At 39.6% G+C, this 24,830-nt stretch carries 23 protein-coding genes; 10 read left to right on the forward strand and 13 right to left on the reverse strand.

Annotated elements, in window-relative coordinates:
* Window positions 1-65 precede the first annotated feature (65 nt).
* From PSF27_RS15215 to yieE, 8 genes are all read right to left on the reverse strand, one after another.
* Window positions 66-1,448 (reverse strand): APC family permease, encoded by a 1,383-nt coding sequence (locus PSF27_RS15215; protein ID WP_206082271.1) that lies wholly within the window; start codon window positions 1,446-1,448, stop codon window positions 66-68.
* Window positions 1,438-1,650, reverse strand: coding sequence for a hypothetical protein (locus PSF27_RS15220; RefSeq protein WP_272681801.1), 213 nt, complete (start codon window positions 1,648-1,650; stop codon window positions 1,438-1,440). Before PSF27_RS15220 ends, PSF27_RS15215 begins: the two co-directional genes overlap by 11 nt.
* 397 nt (window positions 1,651-2,047) lie before the next feature.
* Window positions 2,048-4,045, reverse strand: coding sequence for a ligand-gated channel protein (locus tag PSF27_RS15225; RefSeq protein WP_272681802.1), 1,998 nt, complete (start codon window positions 4,043-4,045; stop codon window positions 2,048-2,050).
* Between the two features lie 284 nt (window positions 4,046-4,329).
* A complete protein-coding gene (locus PSF27_RS15230) occupies window positions 4,330-5,118 on the reverse strand; it encodes an ABC transporter ATP-binding protein (RefSeq protein ID WP_206083004.1) in 789 nt (262 codons plus the stop codon).
* Complete coding sequence (locus PSF27_RS15235) at window positions 5,112-6,206, reverse strand: FecCD family ABC transporter permease (protein WP_206082273.1); 1,095 nt, start codon at window positions 6,204-6,206, stop codon at window positions 5,112-5,114. The genes PSF27_RS15230 and PSF27_RS15235 overlap by 7 nt, the downstream gene beginning before the upstream one ends.
* Window positions 6,207-6,225: 19 nt before the next feature.
* Window positions 6,226-7,362, reverse strand: coding sequence for an ABC transporter substrate-binding protein (locus PSF27_RS15240; RefSeq protein WP_206082274.1), 1,137 nt, complete (start codon window positions 7,360-7,362; stop codon window positions 6,226-6,228).
* A gap of 246 nt (window positions 7,363-7,608) precedes the next feature.
* Complete coding sequence (locus PSF27_RS15245; protein WP_206082275.1) at window positions 7,609-9,099, reverse strand: amino acid permease; 1,491 nt, start codon at window positions 9,097-9,099, stop codon at window positions 7,609-7,611.
* Window positions 9,100-9,404: 305 nt separating this feature from the next.
* On the reverse strand, window positions 9,405-10,268 hold the full coding sequence (yieE, locus tag PSF27_RS15250; RefSeq protein WP_272539616.1) for a DNA-binding transcriptional regulator YeiE: 864 nt from the start codon (window positions 10,266-10,268) through the stop codon (window positions 9,405-9,407).
* Between the two features lie 191 nt (window positions 10,269-10,459).
* Here yieE and PSF27_RS15255 point away from each other — a divergent pair, with 191 nt between their 5' ends.
* The 4 genes from PSF27_RS15255 (at window position 10,460) to PSF27_RS15270 (ending at window position 13,191) form a co-directional block, all read left to right on the forward strand.
* A complete protein-coding gene (locus PSF27_RS15255; protein ID WP_272681803.1) occupies window positions 10,460-11,539 on the forward strand; it encodes a YeiH family protein in 1,080 nt (359 codons plus the stop codon).
* Window positions 11,540-11,636: 97 nt separating this feature from the next.
* On the forward strand, window positions 11,637-12,482 hold the full coding sequence (gene nfo, locus PSF27_RS15260; protein WP_206082278.1) for a deoxyribonuclease IV: 846 nt from the start codon (window positions 11,637-11,639) through the stop codon (window positions 12,480-12,482).
* Between the two features lie 116 nt (window positions 12,483-12,598).
* Window positions 12,599-12,877: a type II toxin-antitoxin system RelE/ParE family toxin gene (locus tag PSF27_RS15265; RefSeq protein ID WP_272681804.1), complete on the forward strand. Its 279-nt coding sequence runs from the start codon at window positions 12,599-12,601 to the stop codon at window positions 12,875-12,877.
* Window positions 12,877-13,191 (forward strand): HigA family addiction module antitoxin, encoded by a 315-nt coding sequence (locus PSF27_RS15270; RefSeq protein ID WP_272681805.1) that lies wholly within the window; start codon window positions 12,877-12,879, stop codon window positions 13,189-13,191. Before PSF27_RS15265 ends, PSF27_RS15270 begins: the two co-directional genes overlap by 1 nt.
* A gap of 50 nt (window positions 13,192-13,241) precedes the next feature.
* Here PSF27_RS15270 and fruK read toward each other — a convergent pair whose 3' ends face one another.
* A complete protein-coding gene (gene fruK / locus PSF27_RS15275) occupies window positions 13,242-14,177 on the reverse strand; it encodes a 1-phosphofructokinase (protein WP_206083006.1) in 936 nt (311 codons plus the stop codon).
* A 165-nt stretch (window positions 14,178-14,342) separates the two neighbouring features.
* On the opposite strand from fruK, the gene PSF27_RS15280 reads away from it, so the two are divergent.
* The 3 genes from PSF27_RS15280 to yeiP all read left to right on the forward strand — a co-directional run bounded on the left by PSF27_RS15280 (window position 14,343) and on the right by yeiP (window position 16,906).
* Complete coding sequence (locus tag PSF27_RS15280) at window positions 14,343-14,780, forward strand: nucleotide triphosphate diphosphatase NUDT15 (protein ID WP_206082280.1); 438 nt, start codon at window positions 14,343-14,345, stop codon at window positions 14,778-14,780.
* A gap of 151 nt (window positions 14,781-14,931) precedes the next feature.
* Window positions 14,932-16,176 (forward strand): tryptophan permease, encoded by a 1,245-nt coding sequence (gene mtr, locus PSF27_RS15285; RefSeq protein WP_206082281.1) that lies wholly within the window; start codon window positions 14,932-14,934, stop codon window positions 16,174-16,176.
* Window positions 16,177-16,333: 157 nt separating this feature from the next.
* Entirely contained in the window at window positions 16,334-16,906 is a 573-nt protein-coding gene (gene yeiP / locus PSF27_RS15290; protein ID WP_206082282.1) for an elongation factor P-like protein YeiP, read from the forward strand.
* A gap of 121 nt (window positions 16,907-17,027) precedes the next feature.
* On the opposite strand, the gene PSF27_RS15295 is transcribed toward yeiP, so the two are convergent.
* Window positions 17,028-17,372, reverse strand: a complete 345-nt coding sequence (locus PSF27_RS15295; RefSeq protein WP_272574075.1) for a hypothetical protein — start codon at window positions 17,370-17,372, stop codon at window positions 17,028-17,030.
* Between the two features lie 329 nt (window positions 17,373-17,701).
* Between PSF27_RS15295 and PSF27_RS15300 the strand changes: the two genes are divergently transcribed.
* Window positions 17,702-18,301 (forward strand): YrbL family protein, encoded by a 600-nt coding sequence (locus PSF27_RS15300; RefSeq protein WP_272681806.1) that lies wholly within the window; start codon window positions 17,702-17,704, stop codon window positions 18,299-18,301.
* A gap of 738 nt (window positions 18,302-19,039) precedes the next feature.
* Window positions 19,040-19,624 carry a bifunctional murein DD-endopeptidase/murein LD-carboxypeptidase gene (mepS, locus tag PSF27_RS15305; protein WP_206082285.1) on the forward strand — a complete coding sequence of 195 codons (585 nt, stop codon included), beginning with the start codon at window positions 19,040-19,042 and terminating at the stop codon, window positions 19,622-19,624.
* 208 nt (window positions 19,625-19,832) lie between these two features.
* Here the strand turns inward: mepS and PSF27_RS15310 are convergent, their stop codons facing one another.
* From PSF27_RS15310 to rsuA, 3 genes are all read right to left on the reverse strand, one after another.
* Window positions 19,833-20,174, reverse strand: a complete 342-nt coding sequence (locus PSF27_RS15310) for a hypothetical protein (protein WP_206082286.1) — start codon at window positions 20,172-20,174, stop codon at window positions 19,833-19,835.
* 660 nt (window positions 20,175-20,834) lie between these two features.
* On the reverse strand, window positions 20,835-22,019 hold the full coding sequence (locus PSF27_RS15315; protein ID WP_206082287.1) for a Bcr/CflA family multidrug efflux MFS transporter: 1,185 nt from the start codon (window positions 22,017-22,019) through the stop codon (window positions 20,835-20,837).
* 17 nt (window positions 22,020-22,036) lie between these two features.
* Window positions 22,037-22,744 (reverse strand): 16S rRNA pseudouridine(516) synthase RsuA, encoded by a 708-nt coding sequence (gene rsuA, locus PSF27_RS15320; RefSeq protein WP_272681807.1) that lies wholly within the window; start codon window positions 22,742-22,744, stop codon window positions 22,037-22,039.
* 222 nt (window positions 22,745-22,966) lie between these two features.
* Between rsuA and PSF27_RS15325 the strand changes: the two genes are divergently transcribed.
* Complete coding sequence (locus PSF27_RS15325) at window positions 22,967-24,724, forward strand: DEAD/DEAH box helicase (protein ID WP_272681808.1); 1,758 nt, start codon at window positions 22,967-22,969, stop codon at window positions 24,722-24,724.
* Window positions 24,725-24,830 lie beyond the last annotated feature (106 nt).

Here is a 24,830-nt window from a genome sequence, read left to right on the forward strand (position 1 = left end):
AAGTATGTGACCCATGTCGTTTTGAGAACGCAACACCGCTACAGCGTGAAATATGAAGAATATATTTAGATGTCGCTCATTTGCGGCATAGGCCGCTTAAACATACGCGTCAATACTGCCATATAGATTAAGCCAACAGCCGTCCAAATCAAGCCGTAAACCATTGAATCTTCTTCAATATTTAACCATAAAACGCATACTGTTAGTGTACCGATAATAGGTAAAATCAAATAGTTAACAATGTTTTTGATACCTGTCATACGGCGTTCGCGAATAAAGAACTGGCTGATCACCGAAATATTTACAAAGGTAAACGCGATTAATGCACCGAAGTTAATTAACGCGGTCGCAAAATCCATTTCAAACCAGATTGCACCTAATGCTAAAACACCGACCATTAATACGTTGTACGCTGGTGTACGCCATTTCGGGCTGACATAACCAAATACTTTCTCTGGGAATACACCATCACGACCCATTACGTACATTAAACGCGCACTTCCTGCGTGAGCCGCCATACCAGAAGCCAATACTGTTACGCATGAGAAAACCAGAATAATTGATTGGAAGAATGCCCCAGCAACAAAGCGCATAATGTCAGGCTGCGTCTCATTGATATTCTTAAAGCGTGATACGTCTGGGAAGTATTGCTGTAAGAAGAATGAAACCGTGATAAAGATAATTCCACCAATTAATGCCGTTAAGAAAATGGCGCGAGGGATCACTTTACCTGCGTTTGGCGTTTCTTCCGATAGTGAACTTAAACCATCGAAGCCTAAGAATGAGAAGCAGAGTATGGTTGCCCCAGCAATCAATGGGATCATTTCTGTCTTTTCATTGGCAAATGGGTTGAATGTCCAAATTTCGCCCGAACCTTCACCGTTAGAAACACCGTGGATCACCAGCCCTGTAAATACTGCCATCACACCGATTTGAATAATCGCAATAACCGTACTTAAATTAGCAATCACGTTGATACCACGTAAGTTTGCTGCGGTCATAACAATGACAAGGCCGACAACAAATATCGCGGGTTCCACGTTAGGGAAAATGTCTTGTAAATAAATTTTAGCCAATAAAATGTTGATCATTGGCATAAAAATATAGGACAGCAATGATGTCCAACCCACAAGGAAACCAATGTGTGGGCTCATTGATTTTTGAGCATAGGTATACGCCGAGCCAGCAGATGGGAAGCGTTTCACCAGCTTGCCGTAGCTCAGAGCAGTAAACAGTATCGCAACCAGTGCAATAATGTATGAAGTCGGGACGTGTCCACCTGTTTTGTCCGATACCATGCCGAATGTATCAAAGATAGTCATTGGCTGGATGTATGCCAGACCGATCATCACGACTTGCACCAAGGTTAAGGTTTTCGCAAGTTGCACACGGTTATTGGCGCCAGTTTGGTTTGGACCGATGGATAAAGGTATTGAATTATTTGGCATGTCTAAGCCCTCCCATAACTTTCGATTGCAAGCTACTTCGGCTTAATCGACAGTTACTGGGAAGACTTTGCATCTGCCTATAGGCAGAAAAAAACGTAGAAGAGGCTAGAAGAGTGTGTGCGAAGCTGCGCAGAGCTCCGTAGTCATCGATGCGGCAACGACGGCCGCTTGGCCCTGCTGCGATAGCGAAAAAGTAAGCCATAAAAGCATTCCTCAAATCGGTAGCGTAAAATGTTTGCTACACGTAAATATTAAAATTATCTCTCCGGCTCTATGTCCGGCCCCGCTAGAATGAACGTTCCTAAAAACAAAAAAACCGATGCTTAAGTTTATTGAGCATCAGTTATTTTTTAGTTCGCGCATTTTGCACGCCATAACCCCAAATAGCAAGTTAAATTGTTAACAAATAGCCCTATTTCCGATGAGAAATTTTGATGTTTTATCCTATTTTGGCGAGGTAACTAATAACTGCGTTTTTCCCATTATTTTCTCACTCTAAAAAACACTTTTTATTTATTTTCACAGCTGGATTTGGTGAGATACAGAAAACCCTTTGGCGCAAACCAAAGGGTTTGAATTAATCGAGATAATATTTTCGATTAGAAGTTGTAGTTGATACCGATATTATAACGGCGGCCATCTAATTCGGCACCATAATTCTCTGAATCAACACGGCGGTCTAATACGTTGTATACACCACCAACTAAATTGGCGTTTTTACTTAACTGGTAACTAGCACCTAAATCAAATAAAGCATAAGATGGCGTACCATTATTCATTTTCTCGCCACGGCCTTGATAGTCTGATGTTTTGCCGCGGAAATTCATACGTGTCCACGTTTGTAAATCTTCAGTTGTTTCCCAAGTTAATGTGGTATTCGCCATATGTTTTGGCTGCTTGTTTAACGGCTTACCTTTATTTACACCGCTGCGCTGTTCAGTATCCGTGTAAGTATAGTTCGCGGAAAATTCTAAGTTATCCAAAATTCCCCAATTAAACGTTAGCTCAACACCACGCATTCTTGCTTTATCAACATTCTTTCTATCACTAATAAATCTGTATGGATCTTTACCATTATCGCCAGGACCATCAAGCTCAACAGTACATTCCCTTAAATTCGGATTATTTTTTTCACAACGCCTAACTTCAGTGATTTTATCTTTAAAGTCGGTATTATAAATCGTAATTCCTGCTGTAATGTTGTCTTGATTATTCCAAATTACACCAATTTCTTCAGTAATACTTTTTTCTGGCTTCAGATCTGGATTGCCATAGATAACGGCATTCCCTGCGTTACCACCTGTTGCTTGCCCCCAGTTTGCTGACGATTGACGTAAATCTGGGGCCTTGTAACCTGTAGAAACCCCACCTTTAATTGTCCATTGCTCATCAGCATGCCATACACCATAAACACGTGGCGTCCAATGCGTACCGTAGTTTTCGTCTTTATCCATACGAAGACCGCCCGTTAGCGCAAAGTCACTGGTCATTAACCACTCATCTTCAGCAAATAAAGCCCAACTGTATCTATCACGCTCATTGGATGCACCATGAGTTGCAGCTAGCTTATTATCGCTACCTTCTAATTTTTCTTTACGATACTGACCACCCAAACTCAGACTATGATCACCTAGCAAAAATACACTTTGATTACGAATAGTTGTATCTTGTGCCTTCATTTTACGGCCGATATTTTTTGATTCATCATGTTGAATATAGGTATCAGTAGAAACACCTTCATAAACACCATAATGGGTCAAAGCTGTGTGAGTATTCTCAAATTTCTCGATACTCGCCTCTTTTGAGGTACTTGGTCTTGAATATCCAAATCGAGAATCACGGTGCTGATTGTCTTTTTTAAAATCTAAATCAAAGGTGTTTTTATCATCTGGTGTCAGCGATAGTGTCCCACCACCACTCGTCATAATCTGGCGGTTGAACCCATTTTCATTTTTATCTTCACCACGGTGAGAATATTGCCCATTCAGTTTTACACCAAGTAAACCATCAATTAATGGCCCAGATGTATAGAAGCTGCCTTGACCTGTATTTCCTGAGTTTTTACGTTCCGTTAATGTTGTATCTGCACGTAAACTGGTCGTCCACTCTTGTTGAACTCGACGAGTAATAATATTGATAACACCACCAATCGCATCCGAACCATACAGCGATGACATTGGACCACGCACCACTTCAATACGTTCGATCGCAGGTAATGGTGGTAACCAACCTTGCTCTACGCCAGAATTATCACTGTTTGGTCGAGTACTGCGTGTATCAACACGTTTACCATCGATTAAAATCATGGTGTACTTAGCATCCATACCACGAATGCTAATATCAGAGCTACTACCCCCCCCGGTAACTAAAACACCAGGAACATCTTTTAATGCATCAGTCACATCACGGTAAGCTTTCGTTTCAAGTTGTTCGCGCGTCACAACAGAAATTGATGCTGGTGCATCTTCAATTTGCTGTTGGTAACCTGATGCTGTTGTCACATAGATTTTATCTTTACTATCATCAGCAAATGCAGGGGATGCAGCGATAGCAGCAATAATACAAATCGCCACTTTTCTTTTATTAAAAACAACCATTCCCAACTCTCCAAGAAATATTCTGTTTTATATATGAATTGATATGCTCAACATTGGTTTCTTTGAACCTAATAATTATGATTATTTTTATTATTTGGATAATAAATACCCATAGGAAATTTATGGTAAAAACCATATCCTAATACAATTAAATTTCCTGTGGGTAATTAATCTTTATTAATTAATTTCTGTGAGTAAATATTTAATAATCTTTTTTATTTCTGCTCCTGTGGATTATTAAATATGCTTGCAAAATAACAAGCATATTTATTATTAATCACAAATTAACTGGCGAGTTTATCCACCAGCCCATCAATCAACACTTGCGGTACACCTTGAGAGCAGCGTTCTATGCGCCCTCTTACACCATAGACCTCAGCAAGACTTTCTGGCGTAATCACCTCGGCAGGTTCACCTTGTGCAATTAATTTGCCTTGTTTTAACATCAATACATGTTCTGCGTGTTTCAATGCAATATTAATATCGTGAACGACCACGACAGTAATAATATTTCGGCGTTTAGTTTCTTTCGCCACTAAATCCATGACATGATATTGATAATTTAAATCCAGTGCACTCAGTGGCTCATCCAATAATAATAAGTTAGGTTGGCGAATTAACGATTGAGCCAAACCCACTAATTGTTTTTGCCCACCTGAAAGCTGGTCTAAATAACTTAATGCCAGATGTTCAATACCTAATTGGCGCAATAAGTGCATCACTTCGTCTTTATGGTTTTCATTGCTTAAACCGCCAGAAGCGCGCTGGGCAACAATCACCGACTCTAAAACATATAGGTGCACACCTGCGGGTAATGTTTGGGGTAAATACACCACATTTTGTGCACGCTGGGCAAAATTTTGCTGCGTAAGATCTAAGCCATCCAACAGTAATTGCCCCGTGGCTTTGTTTAACCCTGCCAATGAACGTAATAAGGTGGATTTACCGCTACCATTTGGGCCAAGCAATACGGTGATTTTGCCCCTTGGCAACACATCCGTCGTCAGGTTCTCAATCACTGCGCGTTTTGGGTAGCCCGCATTAAATTGGTTAATAATCAGGCCACTCATGATACGTTACCTCGATGACGTAAAATAATACTTAAGAAGAACGGTACCCCTACTAATGAGGTGACAATACCCACAGGAATAATTACACCAGGGATAATGTTCTTCGAGGCAATTGAAGCCATCGATAATATCAACGCACCAATTAATGCACTTGCAGGTAAATAAAAGCGGTGATCTTCACCAAAAATCAAACGTGCAATGTGCGGCGCAACTAAACCAATAAACGCTATCGGCCCAACAAATGCCACAGCTAACGCAGATAAGATACTGATCCGTAATAAGGTAGTCAGTCTTAAGCGACGGACATCAATACCAAAACTAATCGCTCTGTCTTCACCCAGCCTTAATGCTGTTAATTTCCAAGAGCTCATCATAGCAATCGGGAAAATCAGTGCAAAAACCAGCGCCATTACACCTAACTTCACCCATGTTGCTTTTGATAAACTTCCCATCGTCCAGAACACAAGGCCTTGTAATGTGTCTTCTGTGGCGATGAATTGCATCATCGAAACCAATGCATTAAAGGTAAATACTAACGCGATACCAAATAAAACAACGCCTGATGTTGCAACGCGCGTCCAGCGAGTAACGGCATCCAACATTAATGCCGCTAATAAAGCAAAAATAAATGCGTTCGCTGAAATCACCCATTGGTCAGGAACGCCTGGGATCGCAATCCCCGACACAATGGCGAGTGCAGCACCAAACGCCGCCGCATTAGAAACCCCAAGTGTAAATGGGCTCGCTAATGGGTTATTCAATATGGTCTGCATTTCTGCACCCGCTAACCCCAGAGACATACCGATGACCACCGCCATCAAGGCGTAAGGTAAACGGATATCCCATACAATCACACGGGTCCCTGCATCTACGGCTTCTGGCGTCATCAAGGTTTGCCATAATCGCTCTAAGGATAGGCCTGATGGTCCTAACGTAAAATCAATAACCAGCGACAATAAAATTGCCGCAATAATTACCACTATCCATGTAAAACGACGGCGCAACATATTTTGATAATGTTGTTTCACACCATCATCAGCCTGTTTAGCGGCTTGTTCCACCGCAGCTATTGGCTCGCTTGTAATACTCATTAATTCTTACCTACTCTCATTACTTTTCGCTAACCCAATATACACCAGTTGGCTCTACAGCAAGAAACTCTCTGTGCAATTCTTCCAGTGTTTTTTGTGGATCAAGGCCTGAAAACTGCTCAGGATAGAACCACTTGGCGAAAACTTGTGTCGCAATGACGTTATAGGGTGAATTATAATAATTGTGCCAGATAGCATAATCTTGCTTATCTTTAATGGCGGATAATGAACGAATGCCTTTACGATCTGTGATCTTTTTCAGACTTTCTTTAGCATCTTGCAATGTACTTTGTGCGCCTAATTGTACGCCCGCATCTTTACTGCCTGGTGCTTTTGCGCCACTTGCAATATAAATATTCGGGTCTGCAGCAATGATTTTCTCTAAATTCATAGTGCCTAATGCGCCAGGTAAAACACCTTTCGCGATATTTTTACCACCTGCTAAGTCAATAAAGTTACCCATATTACCGTCACCTGCGGTGCCACAACAATCTTCAAAGGCGCCTGCACGTAACTCAATAAAGACACTTGGCTTTTTGTCTTCTGGGATTTTTGATGTGATATCCGTGACAATTTTTTGGTTTCTTTCATAAAAATCTACATATTTATTTGCCACTTGCTCACGGTTTAGTGCTTTACCTAATAAACGCATACTTGGTAGGGTATTTTCTAATGGGTTGTCTCTGAAATCGACAAAAACAACAGGCACCCCTGCCTTTTCCAATTGATTGACTAATTCGCTGTTTTTACCTGGTCCGTGGCCTGATAAACCAAAAATAGCGATATCTGGGTTTAAGGTTAATACTTTTTCAGAGCTGACGCTGTCTGCGCTGGTATTACCTATCAATGGGATATTGTCAATCGCAGGGAACTTGGCTTTATAAGCCGCATAAGTTTGTGGGTCTAATTTACGCAAATCCCCTTGCCACCCTACGATACGTTCAATCGGCTTGTCGCCTTCAAGTAGAGCAACCGCACTAAATAGGCGGCCTTCACCAAGTAAAATACGGTTAACATTATCGGGTACTTCAACGGTTCTTCCCGCCATGTCAGTCACTGTTGCTGACCACGCGCTCAAACTGGCACTGGCTAATAACGCTAAACCTATTCCCTTTACTACCGACCTAGCTACTGACTTCTTGGCTACCGACGACATAGTATTAAGCTCCACAATTAAACTCATTGACTTACATTTTAATGCGGTAACAATAAAGCAAATAAGAATACTTATCAATACGATTATTGATTTAATAATGGGTATAGCGAATGGAATTGTGTGAGCTGCCTCGAAAAGCAAAACATTTAAAAGAACTAACCCGCAAATCGTGGGTTTATTGCGCTATATACAAAAAAACAGCACCCTATAAAGGATGCTGTTATTCAACTCATAAATAATGACCGATTATTTATTTAAATTCTCGCGGTAGCTTGGAAAACTCATATCTTTATAGCGAATAAAGGTTGTTTTCTTGGCAATTTTATAACCAAACCAAATGGCTAAAAAGAGTGGGAGACCAATATACGTCGCTGTAACACCAATCCAATCAATATTATCTTCTAAGAAGGCTTGGTAGTTCTGGCCCAGTGTTATTGTTAAACACAAAATAAAGGCAAAAATTGGCCCAATTGGGAAGAAACCAGAACGATATGGTAAGTCATTTAAGTCTTTACCTTGTGCAATATACCCTCTACGGAAGCGGTAATGGCTGATAGCAATCCCTAACCATGCAATAAAGCCTGTCATCCCTGAGGTATTCAATAACCAGAGATAGACCGTTTGGTTACCAAACATGGAACTTAAGAAGCACAGCCCCGCAACAACCGTCGTAGCTAATAATGCATAACGTGGTACGCCACCTTTTGATAACCGAGCAAAAATGCGCGGCGCTTTGCCTTCACGCGCTAAGGTATACAGCATACGGGTTGATGCATACATACCTGAGTTACCCGCAGACAATACCGCGGTTAAGATAACCGCATTCATGACTGCCGCTGCTGATAATAACCCTGCATTTTCAAATACTAAAGTAAATGGACTCACGCTAATGTCTTTAACATCATTGCGTAGCAAGTTAGGATCAGTATAAGGAATGATCAAGCTAATAATTAAGATGGCAAAAATATAGAACAACAGGATACGCCAGAATACTTTACGTACCGCTTTAGGAATATTTTTAGCAGGGTCTTTTGACTCACCCGCTGCAATACCAATTAACTCAGTACCTTGGAAGGAAAACCCGACAATCATTGCCACGCCGATCATGGCAGAAAAACCACCAGCAAATGGCGCATCACCAATTTCCCAGTTATGCCAACCTGCGTTTTCGGCCCCATTCATGATGCCAAAAATCATTAATACGCCCACAACGATAAAAATAATTACGGTGGTGACTTTGATCAGCGAGAACCAATATTCTGCTTCACCAAAACCTTTAACAGAAATAAAGTTCAATAAGAAAATGATAGCAAGGAATATAGCACTCCAAATCCAACCAGGCGTATCAGGGAACCAATAGGTCATCACCAATTGTGCGGCAACGAGGTCAACTGCGATGGTTACCGCCCAGTTGTACCAGTAGTTCCAACCTAATGCGAAACCAAAACCTTCATCAACATATTTTGCGCCATAAGTAGCAAATGAGCCTGAAACTGGCATATAGGCAGCCAATTCGCCCAAGCTCGTCATTAAGAAATAGACCATTAAGCCGATGATGGCATAAGAGAGTAGTGCCCCTCCGGGGCCTGCTTGTGCAACGGTTGCACCCGATGCCACAAATAAACCGGTACCGATAGAGCCACCGATAGCAATCATCGCAAGGTGACGCGCTTTTAATTCACGGCGCAACTTTTGTGGTCGGTCTTGCGTGATAGTATTGGTATGTTGTTCTGACATTTGTTCCCTGTATTTTATTATTCAGCCAATATCGAGTGAATTCTAGCAAAATAGGCTGTGAGAACTAAGTAACTCTTCACTGTTATAAGATACCTTCATAATTCACGCAGAATTATAAGTAAAACGCGTTATTGCCAAAAAATTAAACCGTGGCTTTTAATAAAGAAATACCGTCTCTAATCCTCTAAATGTTTTGGCTTGCTGCTAGGCGGCATATGAAACTACCCAAGGAGCATACATCAGTATGTGACTTGGATAGTCGATTGCAGCCAACAACGCGGCAAGTTAAAAGATAACGAGGATTTTTAATTACAGTAGGCTAGAAGATTAGTAATCGCACTCGAAAGATGCTTTTGACGGTGATAAATCAAATACAACGTTCTTTCTAATTGAAGTTCGTCTACCTCAAGCTCAACTAGAGTACCATTTTCTAGTTGCTCGGCTATCACCCTTCTTGATAAACAGCTAATGCCCATCCCAAAACGCACTGCATGTTTAATTGCTTCTGAATTGCCCAGTTCCATTAAGATATGGAAACCTGGTAGATGTGCAAATAGCAGTTGGTCAAGCACGTCTCGCGTTCCTGAACCGCGCTCACGTAAAATCCATGGTGCGTCTTTAAGTTCTTTTAATGACACCTTTTTGTTTGCTAATGGGTTTTGTGGTGAAGCAAAAACAACCAGCTCATCTTTCAACCAAGGTTTCGAAATCAATTCAGGGCTATGACAAACCCCTTCGATAAGTCCCACATCCACCCGAAATTCCATCACCGCTTTAATAACTTCTTCAGTATTACTAATAAAAAGCTCTAGAGGGATATCAGGATGGTCATGGCGGTAACCCGCTAAGATCTCTGGCAACATGTAATTACCAATTGTGGTACTCGCCGCCAGACGCACTGCGCCCATCTCTTTTTTGAATAATTGCTCAACTTCTGCCCCTTGCTCTAATAAAGCTAATGCTTTGGGATAAAGAAGTCTTCCATGCTCGTTTGTAACAAGTCGTTTACCCACACGGTCAAAAAGCTGAACGCCAAGTTGACCTTCTAAATCCGTTAGCGACGCGCTGACCGCTGATTGGGACAGCGCTAATAATTGAGATGCCTGCGTCGTGGAGCCACTTTTCAATACTTCTGTAAAAACCTCAAGTTGCCTAAGTGTTATTCGCATAAAGGTCGCCCCAACGTGTTTTTAGTCGTTGTAATAATATTGTTAATATTAATGATTTATTAGCAATATTCCAGAAGAAACTTATAATCACTTTTTTTGATAGATTATATATAAACAATCAATTTAAATTATTATATTTTTTATTATATGCTTATTACCAAATCATATAAGCAGCAATAAAGAGCATTATCATGGATAAAAGCGACATTCACACCCTAAATCAAAATAGCTTTCACCCTATTTTGAAATTATTACCAGGGCTCTTGTTAGCAGGTATTTTAACGGCTATCGCCATCTACCTTGGTGAACAATCATGGTTTATGGATATAGGTCTAGGTGCGTTAACACTCGCCATTTTATTGGGGATTGTTGTAGGTAACACCTTTTACCCAACAGCAAGTAAATCTTGTGATACTGGTGTCAAATTCGCCAAACACTATTTTTTACGTGCAGGGATCATCCTTTATGGCTTCCGTTTAACATTCCAACAAATTACTGATGTCGGTGCCACTGGCGTTATTATTGATGCATTGACCCTAACATCAACCTTCTTATTAGCCTACTGGCTAGGAAAGAAAGTTTTTGGTTTAGATGATGAAACAACCATTTTGATCGGCGCAGGCAGTAGTATTTGCGGTGCAGCTGCGGTTATGGCAACAGAGCCTGTTGTGAAAGCGTCAGCTAGCAAAGTCGCTGTTGCGGTTTCTACTGTCGTCATTTTCGGCACAATTTGTATCTTTGTTTACCCTTGGATTTACCAATTAAATGCGCACTTTGGCTGGTTCCCAGCGACCCAAGAAACATTCGGCATTTATATTGGCTCAACAGTGCATGAAGTCGCGCAAGTGGTTGCCGCTGGTCATACTATTGGGACTGATGCAGAAAATGCGTCAGTTATCGCAAAAATGATTAGAGTTATGATGCTTGCACCATTCTTAATTATTTTATCTGCATTTTTAAGCCGTAAAGCGGCGGCCAAAAGTGGCAATTCAACAGAAAAAAGCAAAATTACTATCCCTTGGTTCGCCGTGTTCTTTATCTTAGTGGCAGGGTTTAACTCATTACATTTACTACCACAAGCATTAGTCCAACAAATCATTGCGTTAGATACGATTTTACTTGCTATGGCCATGGTGGCATTAGGTTTAACCACCCATGTAAGCGCAATTCGACAAGCAGGTATTAAACCATTATTAATGGCACTGATTTTATTTGCTTGGTTAATCATTGGTGGTTTATTAATTAATCTGCTGATACAAAATATCTTTTAATATGTACCTCCGACTTTAGCCGCTTTATTAAGCGGCTTTTTTGTTGATTTCATTTGTGCGCATATTAATGGCATACTTCCATAAAAAGGAGTCAAAAATGAAATATGTTGGAGCACACGTCAGCGCCTCTGGCGGCGTTGATCAAGCCGTTATTCGCGCCCATGAGATTAATGCAACGGCATTCGCATTATTCACTAAAAACCAACGTCAATGGAAAGCGGCACCATTGAGTGAAGAGGTTATCCAAAAGTTTAAAGCAAACTGTGCAAAATACGGCTATGGTAAACACCAAATTCTGCCCCACGACAGTTATTTAATTAATCTCGGCCATCCTGAATTTGAAGCTTTAGAAAAATCACGAGTTGCCTTTATTGATGAAATGCAGCGTTGTGAACAACTTGGCATTGATTTATTGAATTTCCATCCGGGCAGCCATTTAAAACAAATTGAGGTGGATGATTGCTTAGCACGTATTGCTGAGTCAATTAATATTGCGTTAGCCGAAACCGAAGGTGTCACCGCAGTCATTGAAAATACCGCAGGACAAGGGACTAACTTAGGCTTTGATTTTACACACCTCGCAAAAATTATCGAAGGCGTAAAGGATAAAAGCCGTGTGGGTGTGTGTATTGATACCTGCCATGCCTTTGCCGCAGGTTATGATTTACGCACGATTGAAGATTGCGATAAAACATTTACGCAGTTTTCAGAGATTGTGGGGTTTGAATTTTTAAAAGGAATGCATCTGAACGATGCTAAAAGCGAATTTGCCAGCCGCGTTGACCGCCACCACAGCTTAGGTGAAGGTAATATTGGTTTTGTGCCATTCACGTATATTATGCAAGACAGCCGTTTTGATGGGATCCCGCTGATTTTAGAAACGATCAACCCAGACATCTGGCCACAAGAAATTGCATGGTTGAAATCGCAGCAAAATAGCTAACATTGATAGAGTCCTATTAAAATTTAGGGCTCATTTCTATTTGCCTAGCTCACCTTTATGTTGCACAGCTTGTAACACCCTAATAAGGTGTTACAAGTCACGTAACGGAAGGTGATATGATTAAATCATTTAAACACAAAGGACTAAAGCAACCATTTGAAAAATGGACACTTTCAGGTATTTCCCCTAAAGATTCTTTACGTATAAATGATAGGCTTCGGGCTATTGATTCCGCAAACTTTATTGATGATTTAAATATTTTCACATTTAACCTTCATCAATTAAAAGGCGACCGAGTCAATATTTGGTCAATTACTGTTCGTGCAAATTGGCGTATTACATTTGAGTTCATTAATGGCGATACTTACATTTTAAGTCTAGAGGACTGCCACTAATGAAACAGGTTATTGTTACCCATCCCGGTATTATGGTTGCAAACATCTTAGATGACTTAGGCGTTGGAGTTCGGCAATTTGCCAGAAATATTGGTGTCACATTCGCGGCTGTTTCCCGCTTTCTTTCAAGAAAAACTGCATTCCCCCCTGCTCTCGCGATCCGTATTTCAGCGGCTTTAGGCAGTAACCCCGAGTTTTGGCTACGGCTACAAACTCATTGCGATTTACGCTTACTCGAAGATAAAATCGATATCTCAGGGGTTGTTTTATTCGAAAATCTGCCGCAACCACAACAATCAACGTCTAAACACTAACAAAAAACCCCACGTGAATAACGCAGGGTTTCTTTTCAAATATTCAAAAATTACAACGACTTCATTTCAATCTTAGCCATCATGTCAGCTAACTTACTGCGGTTCTTTAAACCGACATCCGCTTGTGAAACTGATAACGCTGAAATTGCAGTTGCCATCCGCAATGTGTGCTCGCTTGATTCACCATTGAGCAGCCCATAAGCAAGGCCAGCAACCATCGAATCGCCTGCCCCTACTGTGCTGATGACCTCACAATGAGGCGGCTTAGCTAACCAAGAGCCCGAAGCATTAACCCATAATGCCCCTTCTTCTCCCAATGATATTACAACGTGAGAAATGCCTTTATCTCTTAGTTCATGAGCCGCAGCAATCACATCTTTTAAATCAGGCAGTTTGCGGCCCACCCAACTTTCTAATTCATGGCGATTAGGTTTTACCAACCAAGGAGAAGACTTTAAGCCCGCTTTTAATGCCTCACGGCTACTGTCGAAAATGATGCATGGACACAATTGGCGCAAGCGAGTCATCCAACGGGTAAATTCCTCAGGGTCAATCCCATTGGGTAGGCTTCCACTCACCACGACCATATCAAAATGACCTAACCAATTTAGTGATTCAGTTGAAAAACGGTTCCAGTCTTCTTTACTCACATCAAAGCCAGAAAAATTAAAATCAGTTGATTTCCCATCATTTTCAGTGAGCTTTACATTGATACGCGTGCGTCCAGGCACCATACTAAAACGGTTTGCCATACCATTTTCACTGAAAAAATGTTGAAATTCTTCTTGATTATCTTTTCCCATAAAACCACTAACAGTAATATCAATGCCCAGATCACGCAGCACTTTCGCCACGTTGACGCCTTTCCCTCCGGCATTCAGGCTAGCGGTTTTGACTAAGTTAACTTCACCCACTTCAATAGACGAGCACAACCCTACAAGGTCGTAAGCAGGATTTAATGTAATTGTAGCAACCCGGCGAGTCATAACCACTAATCTCCCTTATCATGATTATCATGTCATTAGATGTATGCCATAGTTATAACATTAAAACGTGTTGTTTTCAGTGCTATTTATACTTTTTCCTGCTTGTTTTTCTCAGACCCCATGGCAAAATTCTCACGCTAAAAATGAAAATAAATGGGAGAAAATATGTCTCAGTCAATTAACGTCGTCGTTGGCGTCGGTGTCATTATCACCAATAAACAAGGGCAGATTTTACTAGGTAAACGTAGCAGCAAACATGCACCCTATTGGTCTATTTTTGGTGGTCATGTCGATCCAGGTGAAACATTCGAAGCCTGTGCTATTCGGGAAATAAAAGAAGAGATTGGCATTGATATCACCACACCTTCTGTATTTGGTATCAGCAATAACTTACAAACCTATCAGCAAGAAGGTAAACATACCGTTTCCATTTGCATGCATGTTGAATATAACGGAGATAAACAACCGCAAATCATGGAAATCGATAAATGTGAAAGTCTTATGTGGGTTTCTCCTAATTCCCTGCCTGAACCGCATTTTGAGGCAAGTCGTAACGCAATCAATCTTTGGCTAAATCAGCGCTTTTACAACCAATCTATTTAACACCCCATAAAACATACAAATTAGATTAATTTGTATGTTTATTCACCATCCCTTTCAAATTGTTCAGTTTATTTTATTTTCGTTGTTTACAAGACTTCGCCACTACCGTATCATTTAGCTAGTACAGTGAAACAATTTATTAGGAGCCACCATGGCCGTTAATGGGACAACACAACCAAAAAGCCCTTCTATATTAGGAGGCGCAATGATCATTGCAGGTACCGCTGTTGGTGCAGGCATGTTTTCAATTCCAATGGTGACTTCTGGCGTATGGTTTTCAGGCTCAGTTATCCTGCTAATTTATACTTTTATTTGTATGTTACTTTCTGGGCTAATGATTTTAGAAGCGAATATGAATTATCCAGCGGGTGCTAGTTTTCACACCATAGTAAAAGATTTACTCGGCACTGGTTGGAACACCATTAACAGCTTATCAGTGACTTTCGTCCTGTATATTCTAACTTACGCTTATATTTCTGCAGGCAGTTCAATTATTACCGCAAACTTAGCAGAACATATTCAGATTCCACAAGCTGGAGCGGGGTTAGTTTTTGCATTCATTGTTGCATTCTTTGTTTGGTTATCTACCCGTGCAGTGGATAGGTTAAGTACCATTTTAATTGGTGGGATGGTTATTACCTTTATCATGTCAATTGGTGGGATGATCTCAACGGCTTCGCCCGCAATTTTATTTAACCAAGTAGAGCAAAACGAAACACAATATCTACCTTATGCCTTAGCTGCGCTGCCTTATTTGTTAACATCATTTGGTTACCATGGTAACGTGCCTGGGCTGGTGAAATATTATAATAAAGACAGTCGTAGTGTAGTGAAAAGCTTAACTTACGGTGCCATCATTACTGTTGTTATTTACATCTTATGGCAGTATGCGATTCAAGGAAACATTCCACGCTCTTCATTCATTGAAATCAGAGAAAATGGTAACAATATCGATGCACTACTGGCTCAGATGAATATTTCTACACAAAGCAGCTTTATTTCTCAATTTTTGAATCTGTTTTCCTATATGGCTTTAGCAAGTTCTTTCTTAGGTGTGTCATTAGGTTTATTTGATTTTATTGCTGACTTTTTTAAATTCTCTGATGATAAGCAAGGCCGACTGAAATCTATTTTAGTCACCTTTATGCCACCAACCGTTTTAGCACTGATTTTTCCTAATGGCTTTATTTATGCTATTGGCTTTGCTGGATTAGCTGCAACAATTTGGGCTGTGATTGTCCCTGCATTAATGGCAAAAGCAAGTCGTAGACGTTACCCAAATAATAGCTATAAAGCACCTGGAGGCATGTTTATTATCGGTTTTGTTATTTTATTTGGTTTAATCAACGCCGTTGCGCACATCATGTCCTTAGCTGGTCTACTCCCTATTTACTAATTTGCCATTCTTAATATAGCCCTGCGGGGCTATATTATTTCCCATCAGTTATTTTTCAAAAAATTTTCACTGAAAATTGACCTCAACATCTTGCCTAATCCCGTTTGTGCGAGTAATTTTGTCGCACTCTTTTTGACAATACCAAAGAAGGTTATTTATGGCCAAGGCCAACGAAATCAAACGTGGTTTAGCAATCAACTACAATGGCAAGTTACTACTCGTTAAAGATATTGATATTCAAGCACCTAGCGCTCGTGGTGCCAGTACTTTATACAAAATGCGCTTTACGGATATCAAAACGGGCCAGAAAGTTGAAGAACGCTTTAAAGGCGATGATATTTTAGAAACGATTTCGTTAACTCGCCGTGGTGTCAGCTTTTCTTATATTGATGGTGATGAATATGTTTTCATGGATAACGAAGACTACACGCCATATATTTTCAAAAAAGCAGATATTGAAGATGAACTGCTGTTTATCCCTGAAGAAGGGTTACCAGGCATGCAAGTTCTAACAATGGATGGGCAAGTTTTAGCCTTAGAATTACCGCAAACTGTTGATATGGTTATTGCTGAAACAACACCAGGTATCAAGGGTGCTTCCGCCAGTGCACGTACAAAACCCGCTTTGATGCCGACGGGGTTAACCGTTCAGGTTCCTGAATATCTCACCAGTGGTGAAAAAATTCGTATTCATATCCCTGAACGCCGCTATATGGGACGTTGTGATTAATCTTATATCGATAAAATAATACTAATATGTGTATGCCTATGGACAACATGCTCATAGGCATACATTTTTATTTAACATCATACTCTCCTAGCCTACTACTTCCTCATTTCATTTATTGTCATTAATCATACTTAACAGTGTAAATACCCATCGTTTTTTCTTTATTAATCCAGTTAAACTGCTGCGAGCCCTTCAAATTTGGTAATAGTTGTTCTGTCATTTTTAACTTGGAAACATCAACAGACTGTGTTTTTTCTTTTCCTGAGTCACTCCAACACTTTGTTTCGACAAAATTTTGATTTGTACTAATGACACATGGAGCAGCAACAATCGAGCCTGTAAAACGAATAACCGCAGTATTAGAACGTTGTTGACCACTGTTGTGTGAAGCGAATGTTGAGATACTGGTCATTAATGTAGTCGCTGCTAAAAATGTTAATATTGTTTTTTTTACTAAGCCATTCATAAGAATTTTCCTCTTAAAATTAAGTTATCGTCATTTTTAGTAATTTATTTACTCTTAAATGAATAATTCAGTTCAACTGAATGAGGACGACATCTTATTCCTAATGAACAGCTAGAGATTTCACTTATGGTCGTAGTTTTTTATTTTTAATATTGGATGATATTCAATATATAATTATTAGACTAGATCACACTTTTAATGACCACACGTATTGCAACACATATAAAATTAAGTCTATTAAAATAAGACGAAAATATAGCAATCTTCGTCGAAATTAGTGTTTTTTCTATTTATTTGTATTCGATGTATCAAAAATAGCGTTATTAGATATGAATGAAAAACTCAACTACAAAATTAATTTATTACCGACTAACTTAATTGCTTCTGGACGTCAACGAGCCTGTTACCAGCACCCAGATTATGATGAGCTTTGTATTAAGATTCACCTAAAAGGCCGCGATGATAAAGAAACACTCAGAGAAGTGCGGTACTATAAGCGCCTTTATAGAAAGGAATACCAAGCGACAACAGTGTCCCACTATTTTGGCACACAAGAAACCAATCTTGGGCTAGGTTACGTGTTTCAATTAATTAAGGATAAAACAGGGAATGTATCGCATACTTTAGATTATTATCTAAAAAATAAAAATGCCTACTTGAAGCATCAAAAAAATATGAAGATTGCTTATGCTCAATTTAAAAAATCTATTTATAAAGAAGCAATCGCCACCATGGCGCTAAAAACCTATAATATCGTTTATCAATTAGGCTATAAACCACATGGCCAATTTTTAATTATCGATAACCTTGGGTCGTCTAATTTAATTCCGCTCGATTATTTTTCATCCACAATTGCACGTTCAACGTTAGACCGCCGCTTTGCGGACTTTGAAAAACGGCTATACAAAGAGTTCCATGTCAAATTATAAATATCCATTTTTAATTATCTTTTTTATTTAATTTTTATTCGATAATTTTATCCCTCTACGCAATAAAGGAGTGATTATATATTATTCCTTTATTGTTTAAGGCCCCCCTCAATAAATACTGATAAATACACAGTAGTTATTGCATATCTTAATTAAACTCGCCTATTTAACCACCAAGAGAAGAATTGACCGTCAAAATTTAGCTTTCTACACGTGCTAAAATTTGAGCTCACCTTGCATAAATTTAAACTTCTTTACATTTGAAGTGCAAAAAAAGCTTATTACGTAAATAAACTGAAACAGAGTAATAATAAATGTGAGAAAGATCATATTTCATTATCAATAATCGGCGCAATTATACGCAAAAATACGCTACATATGACAGCAATCACATAACTCAATGGCACATATGCACTTTTATCTAATGTTTTGTAAATTATCCCCCTATTAACTCGCCATTTCGGTTTTGTTTATGTATGCTCTTAAAGGTTTGGTATTCGGGCTGTTACGGTACTAACTTCAAGCAATAACTGAATTAGTAAATATTGAGCTTTCATCTATACTCAATAAGGTCACAAGAAACCTCTGATCCAGTAAAGATTTAGATGGCGTGATAAACACTTTCTGCGAAAAGCACACTCTTATTTATCAATGCGTTTTTCACAGGGAAAAGTTTAGTTTTGTTGTGTCTCTTTACACAATAATGCGATAAAGAAATGGTAAGGGATATATATAAGAATGTTAACCTCTGAAAAACTTAAGCGCTATGCTTGGCGCATTGTTCCGGCAGTTGCTATTGCCGTAACACTCACAGCATGTACCAACCCGAAGTCGACAAAAAATACACAATATACTGCTAAATCAGATGTTCGCATGTTAAACGGTGCTGCAGGCGACTCTTTAACAATGGCATCCCAAGACGAATTTGAAGAATTAGTGCAAAGTGTTGACACTAAATCTAAAATCATGAATCAATATGCAAGTTGGAAAGGTGTTGCTTATCGCCTAGGCGGAACCACTAAAAGCGGCATTGATTGTTCAAGCTTTGTTCAACGCACCTTCTTTGAACAATTCGGCGTAGAATTACCTCGTACAACGTCAGAACAAGAGTCTTCAGGCAAAAGCGTAAAGCGTAATAATTTAAAAGTGGGTGACATTGTTCTGTTTAAAACAGGTCGTACAATGAAACACGTTGGCATTTACATTGGTGATGAAAAATTTGTTCATGCATCAACCAGCAGTGGTGTCATTGTTTCTGAAATGTCTAATAGTTATTGGAGTAAAAGGTATTATGCAAGTCGTCGTATTATCAACGGCTCCTAATTTTCAGTAAAACACTCCCCCTTACCCATAAAAAAAGCTTCCAAAATTGGAAGCTTTTTTTATATTTGCTATCAAGTAAAAATGAAAACTGCCATTATTGCGTAGAATAATCTTTTTAACGCCAGTATAAATACTAGCCCTTATTAGCCACCACAAAATGAGTCAGATACAATATCTCCCCCATTAAAAACATTACAGCTCAAGCTAACTAAGCACAATAAAACCCTGAAGATAGCTCCGCAATTGCAACACCCGTTGCTTTTAAACGGCACATTGCAGCTAATTCATCATTCGCATGAATGAACAGACAAACCTCTTTCTGCCATTCTAGGATAGCACTTGAAATCTGCATATCGGATAACGATTCAGACAGTTTCTGCATCGCAATACAATCTGTTGCACAGTCATGACTAAGTAATTTTAGCCCCACAAGATTATCGCTATCAACATCATTCATAGGCACAACTTCTACGTCTGTTCCTATTTTGCCTGATAACCAGCGGTAGCTTTGCGGTAGCCTGTGCACCACCGAAAGACCTAATTTTTCCACAAAAATATCCTATTAAAACAATTGGTATTTTGCCTAATTACAGGAAATAGCCCTGCAAACAAACTTAACATTGAGTAATGACCCTATATCCTGTGTGTTCTTTGAAGTCAATTTTTGACTTCAAAATATTACTCGTTCAAACCGAAGCTTTAACACAACAAAAAGTAACAACAATGTTAAATATTAGAACCTAAATATAACATTAAAATTATGATGTGTCGTTAAATTTTTGTGACGCAAATCATTGCACGTCTATTTTTCTGCTAAAAATATTAAAAATTAAATTAATTTTGACATCAACCTTCAACATGATAGGTAAATCATTTAACTATTTTTTACATTTACCAAATAAAAATAGCAACAACCATTCAAATTTTTGATGAATAGTTATTTTTCAATTAGCTCAGTCAATCCCATTTTGGGTGTCATTAAAAACATAAATTTAACAAAAAGCACACTAATGATAATTGATTTAGATCATTTTTCATCACGTAATTTAATACCGATGATAAACTAATCGAAATTACCGAACAGTAACACTGAAAAAACTCAATATAATGTGAATGATAAGAGATTACTTAAGGGAAAATAAGAATATTCGGGGAAATAAAAGGTGAGAACAAATTATCAGTTTCATCCATGAAGCTGATAACTCAGAGATTATTTCGCTTTTTTAGCTAACAAAACAAAAAGCATCGATAAAGCGACACAAGCCACCATCGAACCTACCATCGGCCACGCATTTTTAGCGGGGATCAGTGATAATAACGTTCCTACTAGTGCACCAATTGAAAAACGAATCGTTCCTGCTAAGGAAGAGACCGTTCCTGCAATATGTGGGTAATTATCAAGGATCACAGCCATCGCATTAGATGTAATCATTGCAATTCCACTGACATAAATGGCGACGCCAATAACTAACGTCCAAAAATCAAGACTAAATGCGGTTGTGCCTAATAACCAAATCCCCATAATAAACTGGATAATAATACCAAAATACAGCATCTTCTCTGCGCCAAAGCGCCTAACATAGCGACTGTTAATAGTCGTCATAATAAAGAGAAAAATGATGTTAATACCAAAATAGTAACCGAAATGTTGAGGAGAAACGCCATTTAGGTCGATATAAACAAATGCACCTGCATTTAAGAATGAAAACATCCCTGCAAACGAAAATGAACTCGCGAGTATATAGAACAAAACTTGCTTTGCCCTAAATAAGGTCGCAAACTGGCGTAATGTTGTGCCAATGTGGAATTTTTGCCTTTTCGTAACGGGTAATGTTTCACGCACAAAAAAGCTCACTAAAATCACTGCAATAACTGCCGCAATGGCAATGCTCCAGAAAATCGCATGCCATGAGAACCAACGCATCAATTCGCCACCTAAAATAGGAGCCAATAAAGGTGCGATCGTCATCACCAATACCACAAATGACATACTTCTAGAAAATTCGTCCCGCGTAAACATATCACGCATCAATGCGTTAATTACCACACTGGCGGCTGCGGCGGCAAAACCATGCAAAAAACGCAACCAAATAAGTGAATCAATTGATTCGGTGATTGCACAAGCAGCCGATGCTATAGCAAAAACAATTACTCCACCCAAAATCACGGGTTTACGACCGATGCTGTCCGCCATTGGTCCATAAAAAAGTTGCCCAATCGCAAAACCGAAAATGTAGCTGTTGAGCGTCATTTGAATCCGCCCCTCATCAACATTAAAATATTGCATCATCGTCGGAAAGCTAGGTAGGTACATGTCAATAGCCAACGGCATTAGCATAGACAATAAACCTAATATTAAAATCAGCCCCAAATAGGATGAACGCTGCTGTTGCACGCTATAGACTCCTGCTTTTATTTACGTGGTACATTAATGCTATTAATTTCTTCATCTGTCAGTGGGCGATACTCGCCTTGCTCAAGGGTCTCATCCAAGTAAATGTCCCCTACTCGCTCACGGTGCAGTCCACAAACATGATTTCCTACCGCGGCAAACATTCGTTTAACTTGGTGATAACGGCCTTCACTGATAGTTAAGCGAACATCACGAGGAGTGATAATTTCGAGTTGTGCGGGTTTTGTTGGGTACTTTTCACCATTTAACATGATGCCTTGCTCGAATTGTTTGGCAACATCGGAGGCAATATCTTCACTTAATTGAACACGGTACGTTTTCTCACAATGGTGTTTAGGCGATGTAATGCGATGTGACCACTGTCCATCATCGGTGAGTAACACTAACCCTGTCGTATCAATATCTAAGCGCCCCGCAGAATGAAGCTTTTGTGCAAGCGGCTCATCAATAAAATAAAGAATGGTAGGGTGTGTTGGGTCATCGGTAGAACAGATGTACCCCTGGGGCTTATGCAACATAAAATAACGCGGCCCCGTGACTTGTACTAACACATTTCCATCATAAGCGACTTCATGGTCAAGCGTGACTTGGAATGCTCCTGATTTGACCACTTCATCGTCAATCGTAACAAGACCTGCACGCAATTCACGTGCTACCAAACTCCGGCTTATCCCTAATTGCTGGGACAAAAATTTATCCAGTCGCATAGATTCTCTTAACTTGATGGATTGCCAGCGAAGCGTACAATAACGCTTAACTGTCAGAATAAAGAATGAAAGGTTGCTGTGATTACTATCACATAATTCATTATAACAATAACCCTAGTTAAGGGATAGTTTCCATGAAACAACATACATCTTTAGACAGAGTCATTGTTTTAAATTAAATTTAACCTCATTCACCTGTTTTTTTAACCAATACTGAGCAATATGTCTTTTTCCTTACGCCCATACCAACAAGAAGCCGTCGACGCGACGATCCACTACTTTCGCAAACACACTCAGCCCGCCGTTATTGTGCTGCCTACCGGTGCAGGGAAAAGTTTGGTGATTGCTGAATTGGCACGTCTTGCCCGTGGACGAGTACTGGTCTTGGCCCATGTTAAAGAATTGGTCGAACAAAATCACAGTAAATACCTCGCCTATGGCCTCGAGGCGGATATTTTTGCTGCAGGGCTGAACCGAAAAGAATCACAAAATAAAGTGGTTTTTGGCAGCGTACAGTCTGTCGCTCGTAATCTTGCTGCTTTCAATGGACAGTTTTCATTAGTGATTATTGATGAATGCCATCGCATCAGTTTGAATGATAAAAGCCAATACCAGCAAATCATTCAGCATCTACAAAAAAGCAATTCAGCCTTACGGATTCTGGGCTTAACCGCTACCCCTTACCGTTTAGGTAGCGGGTGGATTTACCAATATCATTATCATGGCATAGTTCGGGGTGATGAAAACCGTTTTTTCCGAGATTGTATTTATGAGCTGCCACTGCATTACATGATTAAAAATAAGTTTTTAGTTCCCCCTGAACGCTTAGATATGCCTGTTTTGCAGTATGATTTTAGCCAAGTTTCGTTGACATCTGCAGGTATTTTTAATGAGCAAGAATTAAACCTTTCACTGCAAAAACAACAACGTATTACACCTAAAATTGTTGCACAAATCATTGAATATGCAACACCACTGCAAGGCTGTATGATTTTTGCGGCTACCGTCGAGCACGCAAAAGAAATTTTGGGTTATTTACCAGTAAAGTCTGCCGCATTAGTCACCGCCGAAACACCTGCGTCTGATAGACAAGCTATTATTAATCAATTTAAAAACAGGGAATTACATTATCTTGTCAACGTTTCTGTTCTAACCACTGGCTTTGATGCCCCCCATGTTGATGTGATTGCAATTTTGCGCCCAACTGAATCAGTTAGTTTATATCAGCAAATTGTTGGTCGTGGGTTACGTCTTTGCCAGGGGAAAACCCAATGCTTGATTTTAGATTATGCGGGTAATCCTCATGATTTATATCGCCCTGAAGTCGGTTGCAGTAAACCAAACTCTGCCAGTGTCCCTGTTCAAGTTTTTTGCCCTCTTTGCCAATTTGCCAATGTGTTTTGGGGAAAATGTACTACTGATGGGCAAATTATTGAGCACTATGGCCGTCGTTGCCAAGGCTGGGAAGAAGATGATAATGGTCAAAAGCAACAATGTGAGTTCCGCTTTCGTTTTAAGCAATGCCCCCACTGTGGTGCTGAAAATGATATCGCAGCTCGCCGTTGCCAAAAGTGCCAAGAAGTCCTTACTGATCCTGATGACATGCTCAAAGCAGCATTAAAATTAAAAGATGCACTGATTATTCGTTGTGGTGGTATGCAATTTATCTCTGGTAATGATGCAAAAGGTGAATGGATAAAAATAAACTATTATGATGAAGATGGCACTAGCGTCTCAGAACGTTATCGCTTAACAACTCCCTCTCAGCGTCGTGTATTTGAATACCGTTTTTTGCGTGAGCACCAACGAGCGCCAGGCATTCCATTTAAATGGAATAATGCAAATGACATTATTTTGCAGCAATCATTATTACGTTACCCACAATTTATCGTGGCACGGAAAAAAGACCGCTATTGGGAAATTAGAGAGAAAATTTTTGATTATCAAGGGCGGTTTCGCATCGCAAACTCCCTTTCCTGACGCAATAAACGATCTTAAAGATTGCTGGATGGCGGTTTTTTCGATAAAATGCCGCCGCCTTCCAATTTCTCATTTTCCAAAATGCGTTATTCCTAGGCCAAATCTC

The sequence above is a fragment of the Providencia sp. PROV129 genome, from assembly GCF_028482245.1.
In the GTDB taxonomy this organism is placed as follows: domain Bacteria; phylum Pseudomonadota; class Gammaproteobacteria; order Enterobacterales; family Enterobacteriaceae; genus Providencia; species Providencia vermicola.

What these genes read in the sequence shown, in the direction of transcription:
- PSF27_RS15300 (WP_272681806.1), top strand. Translation starts at nt 17,702, where the DNA reads ATGAATGAAAAACTCAACTACAAAATTAATTTATTACCGACTAACTTA.
- PSF27_RS15240 (WP_206082274.1), bottom strand. Translation starts at nt 7,362, where the DNA reads ATGTCGTCGGTAGCCAAGAAGTCAGTAGCTAGGTCGGTAGTAAAGGGA.
- PSF27_RS15295 (WP_272574075.1), bottom strand. Translation starts at nt 17,372, where the DNA reads ATGAATGGCTTAGTAAAAAAAACAATATTAACATTTTTAGCAGCGACT.
- PSF27_RS15270 (WP_272681805.1), top strand. Translation starts at nt 12,877, where the DNA reads ATGAAACAGGTTATTGTTACCCATCCCGGTATTATGGTTGCAAACATC.
- PSF27_RS15220 (WP_272681801.1), bottom strand. Translation starts at nt 1,650, where the DNA reads ATGGCTTACTTTTTCGCTATCGCAGCAGGGCCAAGCGGCCGTCGTTGC.
- rsuA (WP_272681807.1), bottom strand. Translation starts at nt 22,744, where the DNA reads ATGCGACTGGATAAATTTTTGTCCCAGCAATTAGGGATAAGCCGGAGT.
- yieE (WP_272539616.1), bottom strand. Translation starts at nt 10,268, where the DNA reads ATGCGAATAACACTTAGGCAACTTGAGGTTTTTACAGAAGTATTGAAA.
- PSF27_RS15255 (WP_272681803.1), top strand. Translation starts at nt 10,460, where the DNA reads ATGGATAAAAGCGACATTCACACCCTAAATCAAAATAGCTTTCACCCT.
- PSF27_RS15325 (WP_272681808.1), top strand. Translation starts at nt 22,967, where the DNA reads ATGTCTTTTTCCTTACGCCCATACCAACAAGAAGCCGTCGACGCGACG.
- PSF27_RS15215 (WP_206082271.1), bottom strand. Translation starts at nt 1,448, where the DNA reads ATGCCAAATAATTCAATACCTTTATCCATCGGTCCAAACCAAACTGGC.
- fruK (WP_206083006.1), bottom strand. Translation starts at nt 14,177, where the DNA reads ATGACTCGCCGGGTTGCTACAATTACATTAAATCCTGCTTACGACCTT.
- PSF27_RS15245 (WP_206082275.1), bottom strand. Translation starts at nt 9,099, where the DNA reads ATGTCAGAACAACATACCAATACTATCACGCAAGACCGACCACAAAAG.
- PSF27_RS15225 (WP_272681802.1), bottom strand. Translation starts at nt 4,045, where the DNA reads ATGGTTGTTTTTAATAAAAGAAAAGTGGCGATTTGTATTATTGCTGCT.
- mepS (WP_206082285.1), top strand. Translation starts at nt 19,040, where the DNA reads ATGTTAACCTCTGAAAAACTTAAGCGCTATGCTTGGCGCATTGTTCCG.
- PSF27_RS15265 (WP_272681804.1), top strand. Translation starts at nt 12,599, where the DNA reads ATGATTAAATCATTTAAACACAAAGGACTAAAGCAACCATTTGAAAAA.
- PSF27_RS15280 (WP_206082280.1), top strand. Translation starts at nt 14,343, where the DNA reads ATGTCTCAGTCAATTAACGTCGTCGTTGGCGTCGGTGTCATTATCACC.
- PSF27_RS15235 (WP_206082273.1), bottom strand. Translation starts at nt 6,206, where the DNA reads ATGAGTATTACAAGCGAGCCAATAGCTGCGGTGGAACAAGCCGCTAAA.
- yeiP (WP_206082282.1), top strand. Translation starts at nt 16,334, where the DNA reads ATGGCCAAGGCCAACGAAATCAAACGTGGTTTAGCAATCAACTACAAT.
- mtr (WP_206082281.1), top strand. Translation starts at nt 14,932, where the DNA reads ATGGCCGTTAATGGGACAACACAACCAAAAAGCCCTTCTATATTAGGA.
- nfo (WP_206082278.1), top strand. Translation starts at nt 11,637, where the DNA reads ATGAAATATGTTGGAGCACACGTCAGCGCCTCTGGCGGCGTTGATCAA.